Annotated in this window: 20 protein-coding genes; 8 read left to right on the forward strand and 12 right to left on the reverse strand. The window is 51.6% G+C overall.

Going from position 1 to position 18,018, the window contains the following annotated elements; translation table 11 throughout:
* Positions 1-16: 16 nt before the first annotated feature.
* On the reverse strand, positions 17-568 hold the full coding sequence (locus tag OGY13_RS01100; protein WP_003826517.1) for an AAA family ATPase: 552 nt from the start codon (positions 566-568) through the stop codon (positions 17-19).
* 254 nt (positions 569-822) lie between these two features.
* Here OGY13_RS01100 and OGY13_RS01105 point away from each other — a divergent pair, with 254 nt between their 5' ends.
* Positions 823-1,005 (forward strand): hypothetical protein, encoded by a 183-nt coding sequence (locus OGY13_RS01105; protein WP_226804268.1) that lies wholly within the window; start codon positions 823-825, stop codon positions 1,003-1,005.
* Between the two features lie 49 nt (positions 1,006-1,054).
* On the opposite strand, the gene OGY13_RS01110 is transcribed toward OGY13_RS01105, so the two are convergent.
* The 8 genes from OGY13_RS01110 to OGY13_RS01145 form a co-directional block, all read right to left on the reverse strand.
* A complete protein-coding gene (locus OGY13_RS01110; protein WP_213753015.1) occupies positions 1,055-1,867 on the reverse strand; it encodes a shikimate 5-dehydrogenase in 813 nt (270 codons plus the stop codon).
* Position 1,868: 1 nt separating this feature from the next.
* Positions 1,869-3,092 (reverse strand): L-sorbose 1-phosphate reductase, encoded by a 1,224-nt coding sequence (gene sorE, locus OGY13_RS01115; RefSeq protein WP_032942071.1) that lies wholly within the window; start codon positions 3,090-3,092, stop codon positions 1,869-1,871.
* 68 nt (positions 3,093-3,160) lie between these two features.
* The gene (locus OGY13_RS01120; RefSeq protein ID WP_003031641.1) at positions 3,161-3,985 is read right to left on the reverse strand and encodes a PTS system mannose/fructose/sorbose family transporter subunit IID; all 825 of its coding nucleotides are present in this window, start codon (positions 3,983-3,985) and stop codon (positions 3,161-3,163) included.
* A gap of 11 nt (positions 3,986-3,996) precedes the next feature.
* Positions 3,997-4,794 carry a PTS mannose/fructose/sorbose transporter subunit IIC gene (locus OGY13_RS01125; protein WP_003826527.1) on the reverse strand — a complete coding sequence of 266 codons (798 nt, stop codon included), beginning with the start codon at positions 4,792-4,794 and terminating at the stop codon, positions 3,997-3,999.
* Positions 4,795-4,859: 65 nt separating this feature from the next.
* On the reverse strand, positions 4,860-5,354 hold the full coding sequence (locus OGY13_RS01130; RefSeq protein WP_213753014.1) for a PTS sugar transporter subunit IIB: 495 nt from the start codon (positions 5,352-5,354) through the stop codon (positions 4,860-4,862).
* Entirely contained in the window at positions 5,354-5,761 is a 408-nt protein-coding gene (locus tag OGY13_RS01135) for a mannose/fructose/sorbose PTS transporter subunit IIA (protein ID WP_213753013.1), read from the reverse strand. Before OGY13_RS01135 ends, OGY13_RS01130 begins: the two co-directional genes overlap by 1 nt.
* Before the next feature lie 9 nt (positions 5,762-5,770).
* A complete protein-coding gene (locus OGY13_RS01140) occupies positions 5,771-6,577 on the reverse strand; it encodes an SDR family oxidoreductase (protein ID WP_137378048.1) in 807 nt (268 codons plus the stop codon).
* A gap of 69 nt (positions 6,578-6,646) precedes the next feature.
* On the reverse strand, positions 6,647-7,600 hold the full coding sequence (locus OGY13_RS01145; protein ID WP_213753012.1) for a sugar-binding transcriptional regulator: 954 nt from the start codon (positions 7,598-7,600) through the stop codon (positions 6,647-6,649).
* A 343-nt stretch (positions 7,601-7,943) separates the two neighbouring features.
* Here OGY13_RS01145 and rluF point away from each other — a divergent pair, with 343 nt between their 5' ends.
* Positions 7,944-8,819 carry a 23S rRNA pseudouridine(2604) synthase RluF gene (gene rluF / locus OGY13_RS01150; protein ID WP_008786901.1) on the forward strand — a complete coding sequence of 292 codons (876 nt, stop codon included), beginning with the start codon at positions 7,944-7,946 and terminating at the stop codon, positions 8,817-8,819.
* Here the strand turns inward: rluF and OGY13_RS01155 are convergent.
* Positions 8,816-9,088, reverse strand: coding sequence for a YjbD family protein (locus OGY13_RS01155; RefSeq protein WP_003826541.1), 273 nt, complete (start codon positions 9,086-9,088; stop codon positions 8,816-8,818). The genes rluF and OGY13_RS01155 overlap by 4 nt on opposite strands.
* 191 nt (positions 9,089-9,279) lie before the next feature.
* On the opposite strand from OGY13_RS01155, the gene OGY13_RS01160 reads away from it, so the two are divergent.
* Complete coding sequence (locus tag OGY13_RS01160; RefSeq protein ID WP_213753011.1) at positions 9,280-9,636, forward strand: type II toxin-antitoxin system RelE/ParE family toxin; 357 nt, start codon at positions 9,280-9,282, stop codon at positions 9,634-9,636.
* Positions 9,633-9,971, forward strand: a complete 339-nt coding sequence (locus OGY13_RS01165; protein ID WP_008786903.1) for a helix-turn-helix domain-containing protein — start codon at positions 9,633-9,635, stop codon at positions 9,969-9,971. The genes OGY13_RS01160 and OGY13_RS01165 overlap by 4 nt, the downstream gene beginning before the upstream one ends.
* 13 nt (positions 9,972-9,984) lie before the next feature.
* Here the strand turns inward: OGY13_RS01165 and rtcR are convergent, their stop codons facing one another.
* Positions 9,985-11,571, reverse strand: coding sequence for an RNA repair transcriptional activator RtcR (gene rtcR / locus OGY13_RS01170; protein ID WP_213753010.1), 1,587 nt, complete (start codon positions 11,569-11,571; stop codon positions 9,985-9,987).
* 450 nt (positions 11,572-12,021) lie between these two features.
* Here rtcR and OGY13_RS01175 point away from each other — a divergent pair, with 450 nt between their 5' ends.
* Together OGY13_RS01175 and OGY13_RS01180 are read left to right on the forward strand one after the other, a co-directional pair.
* Positions 12,022-13,149, forward strand: coding sequence for a slipin family protein (locus OGY13_RS01175; protein ID WP_103285898.1), 1,128 nt, complete (start codon positions 12,022-12,024; stop codon positions 13,147-13,149).
* Between the two features lie 5 nt (positions 13,150-13,154).
* Positions 13,155-13,940 (forward strand): nucleotidyltransferase domain-containing protein, encoded by a 786-nt coding sequence (locus OGY13_RS01180; protein WP_213753009.1) that lies wholly within the window; start codon positions 13,155-13,157, stop codon positions 13,938-13,940.
* A 42-nt stretch (positions 13,941-13,982) separates the two neighbouring features.
* On the opposite strand, the gene lysC is transcribed toward OGY13_RS01180, so the two are convergent.
* Positions 13,983-15,332 (reverse strand): lysine-sensitive aspartokinase 3, encoded by a 1,350-nt coding sequence (gene lysC / locus OGY13_RS01185; RefSeq protein ID WP_213753008.1) that lies wholly within the window; start codon positions 15,330-15,332, stop codon positions 13,983-13,985.
* 314 nt (positions 15,333-15,646) lie between these two features.
* On the opposite strand from lysC, the gene pgi reads away from it, so the two are divergent.
* Together pgi and yjbE are read left to right on the forward strand one after the other, a co-directional pair.
* A complete protein-coding gene (pgi, locus tag OGY13_RS01190) occupies positions 15,647-17,296 on the forward strand; it encodes a glucose-6-phosphate isomerase (protein ID WP_213753007.1) in 1,650 nt (549 codons plus the stop codon).
* 391 nt (positions 17,297-17,687) lie between these two features.
* On the forward strand, positions 17,688-17,930 hold the full coding sequence (yjbE, locus tag OGY13_RS01195; RefSeq protein WP_003826562.1) for an exopolysaccharide production protein YjbE: 243 nt from the start codon (positions 17,688-17,690) through the stop codon (positions 17,928-17,930).
* Positions 17,931-18,018: the final 88 nt, after the last annotated feature.

Genomic DNA, 18,018 nt, shown 5'->3' on the forward strand with positions numbered 1-18,018 from the left:
ACACGTAGTTGCCGTCTTAGCAGGGTTTTATCCTGGAAAGAATAAAATCCACTCGCTCTTCTACAGAAACACATGGTAATTCAATCAACTGATAGTCATACATACGGTATGTTTTTACCATTGCGTGATATGTCGCGATGGCAACATCGAAAGATTGTTTGCGCTCTGTGTCCTGTACATATATTTCACGCCAGGGTGGTGCAATAAATACGATTCGGTTATAGCGAAATTTCTCGATGGCGTTTTCCAGATGCCTCGGTATGGTAAGTTCAGAAAGACGTAAATAACCTACAACATCAGGAACACCACGATCAAAGAAGCAGGGTTGTGTATGCCCTTCCGCTTCATGCCACGAACGCATTTCCCAGGATAGCATCAGATCTGCAAATGCAGTCTGGTTGGCCCACGGTAATGCATCGCCGCCGATGTTAACCTGGTCTTGGATCACACCTCTTCCAGCTTCTTTAGAACACCAAAACCCTCGTTTTATAATCGTATCAATTATCGTGCTTTTGCCTGACCCTGGGCCACCAGTCAGAATGAATCGATGCTGAAACGCTGAAGACATTGAACTCTCCCAAACCTTCTTGGACGCGATGATTTAGCAATTGATGGCGTACTTTTTGCGTATCGTCATATTACCTGCTGATGGCATGACTAACTACGTTTTATCCCCATTTTAATGTCCGCTATTCTCTCATTTCACAGGCCGATCTACTGTATTTCTCACTCGCCGAGGCGTTCCGCCATCTTGATTGTAGCCATCTCACTACTGAAGAAAATCTGGCGCTATCGTTTGGCTGTGAAGAGGCGCTGGCAGGGTTGTACCAGACGCTGAATTTTATGGGCGAAAGCCTGCTGACCATGGGGGGTGAAGGTCAGGAACATTTTGCGTATGAGAGCATATGCCAGTTAGGACACAGTCTGGTCAACATCAGCCAATTGATTCCCGCGCTGGCGCAGTTGGAAGCGAAAGCTGACCAGCAACTGTTCGCTGTTGCATAGTACCTAAAATAGACAGAGCGCCCATCCCTGGCGCTCTGTTCCTGCTTCTTTACCCCGCCCGCGCAAATTCTGCCGCTTCGGCGATTAGCTCGTCATCCGGGCGTACGCCGGTGTACATGGCGAACTGCTCCACAGCCTGTAAGGCAATCACCTCTGCACCGCTGATGGTCTTTTTACCTAATTGCTGTGCCAGTTTGATTACCGGTGTTTCCGGCGGCAGGGCGACGACGTCAAACACCACGCTGGCGGCAGCGACCATTGCTTCGCTGTAGGCCAGTTCATCGCTCTCTTTACCGCCAACCATGCCGACGGGCGTCACGTTGACCAGAATATCGCAGGTAATTCCTTCCGGCTGCGGCTGCCACTGGAAACCGTACTGTTTTGCCAGCGCCGGGCCGCTCTCCCGGTTACGGGCAGCGACGATCACATCGTGAAAACCGGCATCGCGAAATGCGGCGATAACCGCTTTACCCATTCCACCGCTGCCGCGGATCATGACGCGCGCGTGGTTATCAAGCTGGTGGCTGGCAATCAGGCTTTTTACCGCAATGTAGTCGGTGTTAAATCCTGTCAGCGTACCGTTGTCATTGACGATGGTGTTGACGGAATCAATGACGCTTGCGGAAGGATCGATGGCATCCAGAAACGGCATGCAACTCTCTTTAAACGGCATAGAGACCGCACAGCCGCGAATCCCGAGTGCGCGAACGCCTTTCACTGCGGCCTCAATATCCTGCGTAGTAAAGGCTTTGTAGATAAAATTTAACCCTAACTTTTCATACAGATAGTTATGAAAACGTGTGCCAAAGTTGCCGGGGCGACCGGCAAGCGACATGCACAACTGGGTGTCGCGGTTAATCATGTTAAATTTCCTCGGCGTGAGACAATATGTACTGTTCGGCTTCCTGCGACCAGATCCCCTGATGACGCTCCAGGATAGCGCGCAAGGCCGGATCGTCAATCTGGGTGAGCGCAGTTAACGGCAATGCTTTTCCGGTGTAAACCAGTTTTTTACCTCCACCGACCTGCGGCAGTTCCAGCGTTGTTTCACCTGCCGCATTCAATCCCAGAATGTGCGTCACCACTTTTGCCGCCTGAACTTTCTTCTCTTCGATCAGTTTTACCGCCGTGCGCATGTCGTCGGTATTGCCGCCAGATGTCCCAACATAATGGGTGAAGGCATAGTGCACGTCGTAGAAGTTAATCGGCGCGCTAAACTGCTTATCCTGCGGACCGGCAAAGAAGTTCATGCAACCATCGGCAGCCAGCAAAGAAGAGGCCAGCGTAACCAACTGTTCGTTGGGCACAAACACAAAGATGTCATCAAACCCGTGCCCGCCGCTCAGCGCCATCAAGGTGTCATAACCTGCATCCTGGGCGTGGAGATAATGGATCAACGTTTGTGGTTCTGATGGATAGTGCTTGCGGGCGTAGCTCAGCTTGTCGTTATTGGTGTCGGTCACCACCAGCAGCGCCGGGTTAACCGGACCATGCAGCGCGTAGTCGATCGCCAGTAGTCCCATCGGCCCGGTGCCGCCGAGTATCAGTGTACGCCCCTGCGGACGAATGCCCATCTTGTGGTTATACGTGCCTTCCTGTAGGTGATAGTTGGCGTTGAATGCGCCAATCACGCAGGACAGCGGCTCAACCAACGAGCCTTCAAAATAGGTTTCACCTTCGTAGGCTAACAGGCAGTCCTGCTCCATGACTTCATCAGGAATGATAACGTGAGTGGCTTCACCGCCTACCCACGGGAAGGAGTAGCCGGGGCAGTCCGGGCGATCCGGCAGTTGCAGGTTAGCCTGAATGACATAGCGCTGGCCGGGCTGAAACTTATGCTGCCATTTTTTGCCTACGGCAATAATATCGCCACAAAACTCGTGACCGATGATGATCGGGTTGGTAGCCACATCGTCCGGCACCTTTTTGTGGTTCTCGCCCTGGTTAGCCTCTTTCCAGGAAGAAAGGCACAGGCTGTCGGTTACGACTGAGGCCAGAATTTCATCGTCCTGCATTTCAGGAAGATCGAAGGTTTCCAGGCGCAGATCGCGTTTACCATAAAGGCGTAAAGCTGTTGTTGTTTGCATTGTTACCACCTCTTCCTCTTTCGAGGACTATTTGTTGAAGTTGCCCCGGCATCGCCGGGGCGAAAAAATCAGGACAGGAAGCCCAGCGCGTTACCGATAATTCCCAGCGCAAACAGGGCGAAGATCAGCCATACCGGGTTAATTTTCTTGTTGAGCAGACGCACCATCAGCAGCGTCAGACCCAGCGCCAGCAGGCCGGGGCAGAGTTGGTCGAGAATGTTCTGCACGGTCATGGTGACGGTGGTGCCGTCTGCGCCAGGCGTTTGCGATACCACCAGCGGCACGTTGATGCTGGTCCATTTAGTGACCAACACCCCCATGACAAACAGGCCGAGAATCGATGCGCCTTCGGTCAGTTTCTGCAGCAGGTTGCCGCCCATGTCGCTGACGATATTGACCCCTTTACGAAAGCCAAGCTGTAAGCCGTACCACTTCATGGCAAGACGTACTGCATTGAAAATAAAGAAGAACAATAGTGGGCCGAGAATGTTTCCGGACAGCGCCAGCGATGCGCCGAGCGCCGCGGTAATCGGGCGCAATGTTCCCCAGACCAACGGGTCGCCAACACCGGCCAGCGGGCCCATCAGCCCAACTTTGATGCCGTTGATGGCGCCGTCGTCAATTTCCGCACCATTGGCGCGAGCTTCTTCCATCGCGGCGGTCACGCCAATCACCGGGCCGCACACGGCAGGCGTGGTGTTGAAAAACACCAGGTGGCGTTTGAGTGCTGCAACCTGGTCCTCTTTCAGCGGATACAGGCGCTTGATGGCAGGGATCATGTCGTAGCAAAAGCCCAGCCCATGAATGCGTTCAAAGTTAAATGACGCCTGTTGCAGGTTGGAGCGAACAAACATGCTAAACAGGTCGGATTTGGTCAGTTTTTTCTGTTCCATGGCTGGCTCCATTAGTCATCAAGCTGGTCGAGAGCTTGAGAAGAGGCGGGTTGCGCCTGCGGTTCGGCTTTACGCCACTGTGGGTTCAACTGGATGTAGACCAGCGCGATGATCACGCCCACCCCACCGAAAGCCAGCAGGCTCAAATCGAGATAACCCCCAGCGATAAACCCGAGGAAGAAGAAGGGCATCAGGTACTTCACGCCCATCATGCGCAGCACCATGGCGTAGCCGACCACCACGATAAAGCCACCGGCAATCTGCAATCCGCGGGTGACGAATTCCGGAATGGCGTTGAGCATATTGCTGACCATATCGGCGCTGACAAACAGCGAGACGATTAATGCAGGGATGGCAACGCGCAGCGCCTGTACGCCGAGAGCGGAAACGTGCAGCATGTCGATGGTGCGAAAGCGGGCGTCTTCGGCTGCTTTATCCGCCGCGTGCTGGAACACCACGGTGATGGTACGGGCGAATACCGTCAGCACCTGACCTGCCGCCGCGACTGGCAGGGCGATGGCGATACCGGTAGCAATGCTTTGCTGACCGACGATAACCAGAATGGCGGAGATAATACTGGCGAGCGCCGAATCGGGAGACTGCGCTGCGCCGACGTTCATCCAGCCAAGAGCGATTAACTCCAGCGTGCCGCCGAGCATAATCCCGGTTTTTAAATCACCAAGGATTAGGCCGATAACGGTACAAGCAATTAGCGGACGGTGGGTCTGGAACTCATCCAGCACGCTGCCCATTCCGGCAATACAGGAAAATAGGAATATGGCGATAATTTGTAGGGTACTTATTTCCATAATATGTCACCTTGTGAATGTGATCATCCCTGCCTGTTAAAGCATAAGTACACAGGCATTTTTATTTATTCAGCGAACGATTGTTCTTCTATTTTTTCGAGAATATTAATAGATGGATCGGATGCGACAACGCGTAAATCCAGCGTAACACCCAGTTTATCTAACTCACGAAACGCATGAATATCGTCGTTATCTAAAGAAACGGCTTTGGTTAATTGTTTTTTACCAGGCCGCCAGGCCATGCCACCAATATTTAACGTGGCGATTTTCACGCCTTGCTTGACCATTGCTAAGGCATCCTGTGGGCGGATAAATAGATAAAAAACGGTTTCGTTCTGGTATTGCGGATTATGGTAAACCGCGACCGCCTTTTCGATATTAACGACGTTCACTTTCATTCCCGGTGGGGCGGCTTGACGTAATAATGTGCGACGTACTTCATCGTTATAAACGTCGTCATTACAGATAATAATCCGTTGAGCATTCGCCACCTTCGACCAGACGGTGGTGACCTGACCGTGGATCAGACGGTCATCAATACGAGCAAGGGTAATGTTCATCAGAAATCCTCTTCGGCCGTTTCCAGATGCTTCCAGACGACACAGGTTTGTTGAGCAATGGTCGTCAGGTGTTCGCACAGTTCATCCACATTCATATTGTTTTGGTTGTCTACCAGCTCCAGCGCCAACGGCAGTGATAACCCGCTAATGACCCGTATCGCCGGATTGTGCATCGCCAGCGTCGCAGCGGCATTCCAGGGACTGCCACACTGCAAATCGACGGCAATCAGCCATTCATCGCTAGTGTGAATACTTACTAACTTTTTTAGCTTTTCCACAATGTCGCTGGCGTTCTCTCCGGGGACAAATGCCACGGCTTCAACGTTGGCATCACCGTAGACCATCTGTACCGATTCCAGCATGGCGCAGGCCAGTTTGCCGTGAGCACAGAAGATTGCATTGACCATAAAACCTCCTTAGCCGCGCGTTTTTCCGCCCGCAATGTTAGTGGTTACTCCGGTTATGTAACTGGCGCGCTCAGATAAAAGATAACAAACAAAATCAGCTACTTCGCATAAGCGCCCTGATCGACCAATCGGGATCGCGTTCTTGGTGTAGCCCTCGCGCAACTGTTCGACGGTGATGTTGCGGGTCCAGGCCAGCGCTTCTTCATACTCGGGGGTCCGCAGTCCGGTTTTTTCCAGAATGCCAGGTGCAATACCAACCACGCGGATGCCGTGTTTGCCCAACTCTTTCGACCAGGAACGGGTAAAACTATTCAATGCGGCTTTGGTCGCGGCGTAACAGCTTTGACCTTCTGAGCCTTCCAGTCCGCTTTCGGAAGAGACATTCACAATCACGCCGTTACGCTGTTTTATCATTTGGCGTGCCGCTGCCTGCGACATTAAGAACACACCTTTCTGGTTGATATTAACCATTTTTTCGAAAGCAGCTTCGTTGAGTTCGTATTGCCCGGCGGGTGCTTTTTCATCGACCAGCAGACGCGGAAAATTAACGCCAGCATTATTTACCAGCCCATCAATACGTCCGTAGCGTTGGATAATTTCAGCGACAGTATGATTAACCTCTTTGGCACTGGAAATATCCGTTGGCCAGAAATGATACCCGTCATGGCTATCGTATTTACCTTCTCCGCCATGAATATCTGCCATTTGTACATTAGCGCCTTGCGCTAATAACTCTTCGACAATCGCCAGACCAATTCCGGATGCGCCACCGGTAACAATAATGACTTTGCCCTGCAAGTTTAACCACGTTTGCATAATAAACTCCCGATTCAGATAAGGGGATCCCACATAAAATCAATTATGGCAGGACCAATTAGAATTTATTTACTTCAACAATAATTCAGCGGTATGGCTGTTGGTAACTAAACAGTTAATATAATTCCCACGTAATGCGCCTAATATCCCACTGTATTTTTCTTCACCCATTGCAATGCCAATGGAGTAACGCGCCTGTTTTAATTTATTGGTTTCGATGGAGAGCGTCTTTTCACTCATATTGGTCTCTACGGTTACACCGTTGATATCGTAAAAGCGCGAGCAAATGTCTCCGGCAACCTGGCGGGCATGCAGGTCATCACTCTCTTCACTGCCGTAAAAAGCGTGCCAGTTGGCGCCATCACGTATCGCCGGAGATCCAATCCCGACCAGCGCGATGTCCAGATTATCCCAGTACGCGGAAATCGATTTAAAATGTCGTGACTGCATGATCCCGTTACGGATCAGCGGGTTTTCCAGCAGTGCCGGGAAATCTGCCAGGTGTGATTCCCCTTTGAGCTTTGCCGCAGCGCCGTAGGTCAGCGTATTGACGTGGTAGCGGCTTTCAAGCTTGCCGGATGGTCCGCCGATAATCGGTACGCAGATCAGCTGGCGCGACTGGCTGGCAGGAGATAATCCTTCCACCAGTCCCCGTACAGCGCGGCCCCATGAGAACCCGATAATGTCCCCAGGTTCCAGTAAGCGTTCCAGCAACTGCGCGCCATGTACGCCCATCATATTAAGTTGTTCATCTTCCTGCTCGCTATCGCAGGAGACTACGACCGCCTCTTTCAGGCCAAATTTCTGTTTTAGCTGCTGTTCCAGCCACAGATTTTCGTTGTAGTCGTAATTAATGGCGATGGTGACGATACCCTGGTCGCGTCCACGTTTTAGTAACCGGCTGATCGTGGTGCGATAAATACCCAGCTCGCGGGCGATTTGCGCTTGTGTCATATCCTGTTCGTAATACAGCTGCGCTATTTTTACGATCAGGCGGATATCATCGCTGTTTTCCGTCGCCATTTTTGGACTCCTGCACATTTGTGCAAATCACGAAATTGCCTTCTTGATCTGATATAACCCCATCTGTTCTCCATCTCAAAGCTATTTTCACTTATTTCAGCGCCCTGAAATGACCGATTGTGTTGCACATTTGATGTGGTGATGGCGCGTTGTCGGCACAGATGTGCATACCTCTCTAATGTATTGATTCTGCTTGTTTTCACTCAACAAAATTGCAGGGATGGATCGCTGACACTTTTGTGTCAAAAGGTGTGACGGATCACAAATAGCGCGTGGACAGTCGAACACGATTATTTTTTATCGTCCGCAAGGTAGGGTATATTTCGCTGTCAAAGGAGAAACTATGCTGCCCGACTCATCCATCCGATTAAATAAATACATCAGTGAAAGCGGAATCTGCTCGCGCCGCGAGGCGGATCGCTTTATCGAACAAGGGAATGTCTTCCTGAATGGTAAACGCGCCACCATCGGCGATCAGGTGATGCCTGGCGACGTCGTAAAAGTAAATGGTCGGTTGATTGAGCCGCGTGAAGCGGAAGATCTGGTTTTTATCGCGCTGAATAAGCCGGTAGGGATTGTCAGCACCACCGAAGACAGCGAACGCGACAACATTGTTGATTTCGTGAATCACAGCAAGCGCGTGTTTCCAATTGGTCGTCTGGACAAAGATTCTCAGGGACTTATCTTTCTGACCAACCACGGCGACCTGGTGAATAAAATCCTGCGTGCCGGTAACGATCACGAAAAAGAGTATCTGGTGACGGTCGATAAGCCGGTCACTGATGACTTTATCCGTGGGATGGGGGCCGGTGTGCCCATTCTCGGTACCGTCACCAAAAAATGTAAGGTGAAGAAAGAAGCGCCGTTTGTGTTTCGTATTACGCTGATTCAGGGGCTTAACCGTCAGATCCGTCGTATGTGCGAACACTTTGGCTATGAAGTTACCAAGCTTGAGCGTACGCGTATCATGAACGTTGGTTTGTCTGGCCTGCCGCTTGGTGAATGGCGCGACCTGACAGATGACGAACTGATCGATCTGTTCAAGCTGATTGAGAACTCGTCCTCAGAAGCCAAACCGAAGGCGAAAGCGAAGCCAAAAACCGCAGGCATTAAGCGTCCGGTGGTGAAAATCGAAAAATCAGCGGAGAAAGAGAAATCGCGCCCGGCGGCAAACGGTAAGCGTTTTACTTCGCCGGGACGTAAGAAGAAGGGACGTTAACGTCTGCCGCGCGTCGGCGTATTTGCTGACCAGGAAAACGATGCTTCCGCATCCGGTTTATAGGCCTGCTTTTTCTTCAACTGGCGGGCTTTTTTAGCTTCTGCTTCGCGCAAGGCCATCAGTTTATCGATGTACTCTTTCTTGATGCTGTTGGTCTCTGCGTTGGTCAGCAGACGACCATGCGCAATGCGCGCGCGGTCGAGCAGCGTTTTCAGTTCACGCTGTTCGCGCTCGGTCATCTCTTTTTGGGTAATGCGGGGGAGTGCCATAAGGGTGCCCTCTGTTAGCCGATATCCTCAGTGTACGGTAATTCGTGCAGAATAAAACTAATCCTGAAAGAGCCTCGCAAAATATAGCTTGTTGAAGTGACGGAATTTCTATTCTGATTTAGCGTAATGACAGGAAAACGTGTGGGTTACGCATTTTATTGTTTGTATAAAATTTTATACAAGGATGTGTTATGCTTTCAATAAAGCGGGCCTTAAAGCCCATTGTCTGGATTGGCAGTTCATTTGATGATTTACGAAGCTTTCCTGAAGATATACGTAAAACCGCTGGTTTTCAGCTACATCGTTTACAGGCTGGATTAGAAGCTGCTGACTGGAAGCCGATGCCAGAGATAGGTCGAGGTGTTGAGGAGGTAAGGCTCAGGTATGAATCTGGCGCATACCGAATCATCTACATTGCTCGCTATGCTAACGCGGTCTATGTACTGCATTGTTTCAATAAAAAGGCGAAACGTACTTCTGAGCACGATAAACACATTGCTAAAGTTAGATATCGAACCGCTTTGCAAGAAGACAGGAATCAGAAATGAACAATACCGTTGATAATAAGGTTCGCCATGTAACCTCTCCGGATGTCAATATTTTTGCCGAACTGGGGTTTGCAGAAGCGGAAGCGAAGAGCTTAAAGCATGATGCTGAATGCGAGGTCGAACAACTCATTCGCCTGAAGCAGCAGTTGATGCAAGAAATTTCCGGATGGATTGATGAAAACCATCTGAAACAAGCGGAAGCTGCTGTGAAACTGAATATTTCCCGGCCCCGTGTTTCAGATGTTGTTAATCAGAAAACCAACAAATTTACCCTTGATGCGCTGGTCATGATGCTGGTGAAGTTAGGAAAACCAGTAACAGTTCAGATTGGGTAATGTGAGATATTGTTTATTGTATCTGATCGCTGCGAACGCTTTCCCAGCTCAGCCCGAAGCGGGCGAGATATTTTCGCAAGCGGTCTGCATCGTTAGGATTGGCTTTTTTCTGCCGTGAGACGGCAAACAGTTCGCGTCCGGCTTCCGACAGCGACGCGCTGCGGCGACACACTTCCAGCACCGTTTCTAACTGGCGGCGATCGAAAAGGTCAATGTCCATGTTCAGTTCCGGTTGCGTAGCGGTAATCTGCCAACTCTCTTTTAACAGCGCAATTTCTTCTTCGACAAGGGATAAGGTGATGCGTCCCTGTTCGGCAAGCGTCGCCATTCGCGCGATGGATGAACTTAGCTCGCGAAAATTGCCGCGCCACTGCGCCTGTGGGGAGCAGGCAAATGCCAGATAACAAGCACGTGCCTCTTTGTCGAAACGGATCTGCATCTGTTTACTGCTGGAAAAACGGTGTAGCTCATACTCGACGTTCGGAGCGATATCTTCCCGCCGCTGCGCCAGACCGGGCAGGGCGAAGTTCCACATATTGATACGCGCGTAGAGATCTTCGCGAAAACGGCCCTCGGCGACCCATTGCTGCATGTCGCGATGGGTTCCGGCAATCAGCTGAAAATCGCTCTGTACTTCTTTGTCCGATCCAAACGGGAAAAAGGTTTTTTCTTCAATCGCTTTTAGCAGCATGGCCTGTTCGTCTAACCCCAGTTCGGCTATCTCATCGAGAAACAGCACGCCGCCATCCGCTTCTCGCAGTAGTCCGCCGCGCGCCGTGAGTGCGCCAGTAAACGCCCCTTTCACGTGACCAAACAACGTAGACATCGCGTTGTCGCCACGCAGGGTTGCGCAGTTGACGGCGACCAGTTTTCCCGCCACCAGATGCCGCGACTGGCGTAGCTGAAAAATACGTTTCGCCAGAAAGGATTTACCCGCGCCGGTGGGGCCGGTGAGCAGGATCGGGTCGGTCGAACGTAGAGCCACACGCTCAATGCGATCGATCAGTTTATTGAAGGTGGCGTTGCGCGTATCAATCCCGGCCTTCAGAAAAGAGACTGACTGCTGCTGTTCGCGCTGAAAACGACTGGTGAGCGTGGCGTAGCGGCTTAAATCGAGATCGATTACCGAGCAAACGCCGGCGGAAACGGCCTCATCCGATGAACCGGCTGGTGCCGGGCTGGTTTGCAGCAGGCTGGCGGGCAGGTAGCGGGCTTCAGTTAGCAGAAACCAGCAGATCTGCGCGACGTGCGTCCCGGTGGTGATGTGCACCAGATACTCTTCGTTTTCCGTATCAAAGCTGTAGTGGGTGGCGAAGTCGAGAAAGGCGGCGTAGACCTCTTCAAAATCCCAGGGGTCGTTAATAGTCACGGCATGCGGGCGTACTTCGGTGTCAGGTGAGAGCAGCGCGACGTCTTCAATCAACCTTTGCGCCATGCCTTCATCGCGTGGCTGGTGGAGCAGTTCCAGTCTGTCGACAGGGAAATCAGGCTGTTGGCACAATCCAACCGTGGGGCGCCACTTTTTAAACCGATTGGCGCGTTTACCGCGTTTGTCCAGCACCGTACCCAGTACGCCAATTACAACCCGCCGCTTTTTCATGGTTTATCCAAAAAGATAAGTTAAGAGATTAAAAGATAAAAAAATTAACCGAGTGAGACAACTGCCAATATTGGCGATAACAATTAAATTTATATAAATCAATTCATTAAAAATAAATTCTGACGATTTTCATTTCTGGCACGCTTCTGGCAATAACTCTTACGTCAATCACGCTGAAAACGCAGGGGGTTAAACCCCGCCGGCACGTCAGGAACGGCACAGGCTGTTTTCCGGGAGTGTTCCGTCAGCCGCTGACACACAGTGGGTTCGATTCCCAATTTCATCCTCCGAATGAAAACTGGTTGTTAATCATAGAAATAAAACGGAGCGATGCGCAGTTAGCACGCTCCAGAACAGGCTGCCGGTAAAGATGCCGTGCGACAGGCAAAAGGGAATTCCCCTGCCGCTTCGCCCCTGCACCCGCGCCTGACTCACAATAAGGAATAAAAAATGAAGAAAAAAATCACTATTCGTAAAGGCCAGCTTGGCCTGTTATCCCGACAGGGTGATTACTATCAGGTACTGGATGCAGGTGAACACCGTTTGCCATGGTTTAACACACCGGATGTTCTGGTGATCAATAACGATGGCAGCGAAATTCCGGAAGCTCTGGCGGAGTATTTACGTCGCTTCCAGCCTGCATGGGTGGAGCAGTACTGTGTGGTGGCCGATTTAAGCGATACCGAAGCGGGTGCGCTGTATGTGAACGGCGTCTTGCAGGAAATTTTGCCACCGGGAACGCGCCGTCTGTATTGGCGCGCAGAGGAAGCACTGAAGCTGGTGCGTATGGATACGCGTCAGGTTTCGGTACCGGTTGAGGTGATGAATGCGGTGTTACAGCCACGACGTAACGGTACGGTGAAAGGTCGTGAAGCTATCTTAACGGTACAGGTTCCTGCGTGGCATGTTGGTGTGCTGAAAATTGATGGCGAAACCCAGACGCTGTTGCCGCCGGGGTTGACCGCATACTGGAAGGTAAACCATCTGATTGAAGCCGAAGTTGTTGATACTCGTTTACAGGTACTGGAGGTCGGTGGACAAGAGATCCTGACCAAGGATAAGGTCAACCTGCGTTTAAATCTGGCCGCAAACTGGCGTTATGGCGATGTGTTGCTGGCTTTTGGCCAACTAACCAAACCGCTGGATCACCTTTACCGCGAATTGCAGTTTGCCCTGCGGGAAGCGGTGGGAACGCGCACGCTGGACGAGCTGCTGGAAGATAAGCAGGTGATCGATGAGGTGGTGAGCGCACAGGTGAAAGCCCGAATGACGCCGTTTGGTATCGAGGTCGCTTCGCTCGGCGTGAAAGATATTGTCCTGCCGGGTGATATGAAGGCCATCCTGTCCCAACTGGTTGAAGCTGAGAAATCCGCCCAGGCCAACGTGATCCGCCGTCGTGAAGAGACTGCCGCGACGCGATCGCTGTTGAATACCGCGAAAGTGATGGAAAACAACCCGGTGGCGCTGCGCTTAAAAGAGCTGGAAACCCTTGAAAGAGTCGCTGAACGTATCGATAAAATCTCGGTGTTCGGGGGCCTGGACCAGGTGCTGCACGGCCTTGTGAACATAAAAGGATAAGAATAATGAGCTACAACACAGTGGACGGCGCGATGCGTGAAAGGGTATTGCGCCAGCTAAAAGAGGTTGAGCAGCGCTATGGCGTCAGGGTGCTGTATGCCTGTGAATCCGGCAGCCGTGGCTGGGGATTTGCCTCGCCGGACAGCGACTACGACGTGCGATTTCTCTATGTTCATCCGCCCGAGTGGTATCTGCGGATCGAAGCGCCACGAGATGTTATCGAGTTGCCGATAGATGATGAGCTGGACGTCAGCGGCTGGGAATGGCGCAAGGCGCTAGGATTACTGAAAGGCGCAAACCCTACGCTTATTGAGTGGCTGGATTCGCCAGTGGTCTATCAACAGGATGAAGTGACCGTGTCGGCGCTGAAAGCGTTGGTGCCCAAATGGTTTTCCCCGCTACGTGCCCGCTGGCACTACTACTCGATGGCGCGGAAAAACTTCCGTGGCTATCTGCAAGGTGACGACGTGCGATTGAAAAAGTACTTTTACGTCATTCGCCCGCTGCTGGCGGTGCGTTGGGTGGAGGCGGGGAAAGGCGTGCCACCGATGTGTTTTGCCGAGTTGCTGGCGGGAAGTGAACTGGATGCGCCATTGCGTCAGGAAATTGATGAGCTGCTGGAGCGCAAGCAGTGTGCGGGTGAAGCGGAATACGGCCCGCGCCGTCCACTGTTGCATGCGTTTATCCGCGCCAAGCTGGAAAGAGGAGAGATTCCGCCGACGTTACCGGATAGTCGGGAAGGCGATGTCAGGGAGTTGGACAGATTGTTATATGAAACGGTGATGCGGTGAAAATGCCCGATGGTACAAGAGCCATCGGGCGTTGGTAACTACTCACTCAAACAAATTATGGTGCAGCTTCTGTACCACCTGTTCGGCTTCAGTACCGGGCACCAGGAAGCACAGGTTATGAGTGGACGCGCCGTAGCAAATCATGCGGATGTTGAATGGCTCCAGTACGCCGAACACCTCTTTACCCACTCCACAGGCTTTGGACAGGTCGTTACCAATCAGCGCCACCAGCGCCAGGCCTTCTTCCACTTCAACCCGACACAGGGCAGACAGTTCCATCAGCAGAGACTGTGTTAACAGTGTATCGCCGGTGGAGGTCGAACCGGTGGTATCCAGCGTCAGCGCCACGCTGACTTCGGATGTGGTAATTAAATCGACCGAAATGTTATGGCGTGCGAGGATGCCGAACACTTCCGCCAAAAAGCCGCGAGAGTGCAGCATATTCAGGCTATGCAGCGTTAGCAGCGTTTGCTTACGACGCAGTGCCAGCGCCCGGAACAGCGGTGGATTCGCGGTTTTATTGCATACCAGCGTACCGCCTGCTTTTGGATCCTTACTGGAGCCAACAAACACCGGGATATCGCTACGTACGGCAGGTAACAACGTTGCCGGGTGTAGCACTTTCGCGCCAAAGGTCGCCATTTCTGCGGCCTCTTCAAAGGCGATTTCATCAATACGCTGCGCCGCCGGAACAACGCGCGGATCGGTCGTGTAAATGCCAGGAACATCGGTCCAGATATCGACGCGCGTGGCGTGCAGCGCTTCGGCCAGCAGGGCTGCCGTATAATCGCTCCCGCCGCGCCCCAACGTGGTGGTGCGGCCTTTACCTTCACTGCCGATAAAGCCCTGAGTAATCACCAGACCTTCGCTCAGACGCGGGGCCAACTGGAGCGTTGCCAGTTCGGCCAGCGCCGTGACGTCAGGTTCTGCGCGGCCAAAACGATCGTTGGTGCGCATCACTTTACGTACGTCAAACCACTGCGCCTGCACGTTGCGCTCACGCAGGATCTCGACGAACAGCAAGGTAGACATCAGTTCGCCGTGGCTGACCAGTTCGTCGGTCAGCGCAGTTGAGGTCGCCAGTGACGCCGCTTCAGCCAGCGTGGTGATGTTTTCCAGCAGACGGTCGATCTCTTCACGGATCACGTTTGAATAACGCAGGCGTTCCAGAATATTGAACTGAATTTGACGAATGGCATCGAGTTTTTCGAAGCGCGCGGTTGGCTCCAGCCCTTCAGCCAGTGCGACCAGCAGGTTGGTGATTCCCGCAGAAGCGGAAAGTACCACTACACGGACGTTAGCATCAGAAAGTACTACATCAGCGCTGCGATTCATGGCATCAAAATCCGCCACGCTGGTACCGCCAAATTTGGAGACAACTACATCAGTCATAACTACCTCGTGTCAGGGAATGAATAGAGCGACCATGGCACATTAGGCAGAACAGAAACCGGTGCAGGCGCAAATGCAAATACCGTATTTATAAATAAAATGTGTAGCTTGCACTGTCAACGCTGGGATTATGCGGATTTTTCATGCTGCAACTGCGTTGAGTAACGGTACTAATAACAACGCTGATAACCGCTATACTTTTTAGTCACGTTTGGCGGATGCCCTGGCAATGGCATTAAAACAATCACACTTTTCTGTGACTGGCGTTACAATCGATCTCAGTCACAATTCTCAAAATCAGAAGAGTATTGCTAATGAAAAACATCAATCCAACGCAGACCTCAGCCTGGCAGGCACTACAAAAACACTTTGAAGAAATGAAAGACGTTACTATCGCGGATCTTTTCGCGAAAGATAGCGATCGTTTCACTAAGTTTTCCGCGACGTTTGATGATCTGATGCTGGTGGATTTCTCCAAAAACCGCATCACTGAAGAGACGCTGGCTAAACTGCAGGATCTGGCGAAAGAAACCGATTTGGCGGGTGCCATCAAGTCCATGTTCTCCGGTGAGAAAATCAACCGCACTGAAGACCGTGCCGTGCTGCACGTGGCGCTACGCAACCGTAGCAATACGCCTATCATCGTTGACGGCAAAGATGTCATGCCGGAAGTGAATGGTGTGCTGGAGAAGATGAAATCCTTCTCTGAAGCGATCATCTCCGGAAGCTGGAAAGGCTATACCGGTAAAGCCATCACTGATGTAGTAAACATCGGTATCGGCGGTTCTGACCTCGGTCCGTTCATGGTGACCGAAGCGCTGCGTCCGTACAAAAATCACCTGAACATGCACTTTGTGTCTAACGTCGATGGTACGCACATTGCTGAAGTGCTGAAGAAAGTGAACCCGGAAACCACGCTGTTCCTGGTCGCTTCCAAAACCTTCACCACCCAGGAAACCATGACCAACGCCCACAGCGCGCGCGACTGGTTCCTGGCGACCGCAGGCGACAACAAGCACGTTGCCAAACACTTCGCAGCGCTCTCCACTAACGGTAAAGCGGTTGGTGAGTTTGGCATTGATACTGCCAATATGTTCGAGTTCTGGGACTGGGTTGGCGGTCGTTACTCCCTGTGGTCTGCAATCGGTCTGTCCATCATCCTGTCCGTAGGCTTCGACAACTTTGTTGAGCTGCTCTCCGGCGCGCATGCGATGGACAAACACTTCTCCACCACTCCGGCTGAGAAAAACCTGCCGGTGCTGCTGGCGCTGATCGGTATCTGGTACAACAACTTCTTCGGTGCCGAAACCGAAGCAATTCTGCCGTATGACCAGTATATGCACCGTTTCGCGGCCTACTTCCAACAGGGCAACATGGAATCCAACGGTAAATACGTTGACCGTAACGGCAATGTGGTGGATTACCAGACTGGCCCAATCATCTGGGGTGAGCCGGGTACTAACGGCCAGCATGCGTTCTACCAGCTGATCCACCAGGGCACCAAAATGGTTCCATGCGATTTCATCGCGCCGGCCATCACCCACAACCCGCTGTCGGATCACCATCCGAAACTGCTGTCTAACTTCTTCGCGCAAACCGAAGCACTGGCATTCGGTAAATCTCGTGAAGTGGTTGAGCAGGAATACCGCGACCAGGGTAAAGATCCGGCAACGTTGGACCACGTTGTGCCGTTCAAAGTGTTCGAAGGTAACCGCCCAACGAACTCCATCCTGCTGCGCGAAATCACGCCGTTCAGCCTGGGTGCGCTGATTGCACTGTACGAACACAAAATCTTCACTCAGGGCGCTATCCTGAACATCTTCACCTTTGACCAGTGGGGCGTTGAGCTGGGCAAACAGCTGGCGAACCGCATTCTGCCAGAGCTGAAAGATGGTTCCGAAGTGAGCAGCCACGACAGTTCTACCAACGGTTTGATTAACCGTTATAAGTCCTGGCGTGCCTGATAGCACACACTTGTAGGCCGGATAAGGCGTTTAGCCGCATCCGGCATTAATGAAATAAAAAGCCGATATTAATATCGGCTTTTTTATAAGAATGCTCCAGGATATCTACGTTCTAACTTCATACCTTAATTGAGCTTAATCCTAAAATAATTTTATTAATGTTATTCAATTTCTGATGTTTTCGGATTTACCGGATATTGCATTTTAATTTTTATATTTTAATTTATTGATTTATTTGTCTTTGTTGTATTTTTTAATCATTTTTCCTTTCGTTATCTAATTATCCTAAATTCCCGCGTGGCGTAATTTGCACACTTTGGCTTGTGTATACTCGATCTCGCCCGAAATTCTTTTGGGTAAATCTCCATTCATACAATGAAGGGAATTTGTGATGAAAAAAGTTCTGTATGGCCTGTGGGCTATATCTGCGCTTGCGGCGACTTCTGTCTATGCCGCCCCCGTTCAGGTGGGTGAGGCAGCAGGGTCGGCTGCCGCGTCGGTTTCGGCAGGAAGTTCCTCCGCAACCAGCGTGAGCACCGTAAGTTCTGCAGTGGGGGTCGCCCTGGCGGCGACCGGTGGCGGCGATGGTTCTAATACCGGAACTACAACCACCACAACCACCAGTACCCAGTAATAGAGGTACGTTTAATTCTAACCACACTTCGGTGTGGTTATTTTGAATTGCCAAATGTATGTGGGATTTGTAGGCCGGATAAGCGTCG

The organism is Citrobacter sp. Cpo045 (assembly GCF_030332875.1).
Classification (GTDB): Bacteria; Pseudomonadota; Gammaproteobacteria; order Enterobacterales; family Enterobacteriaceae; genus Citrobacter; species Citrobacter portucalensis.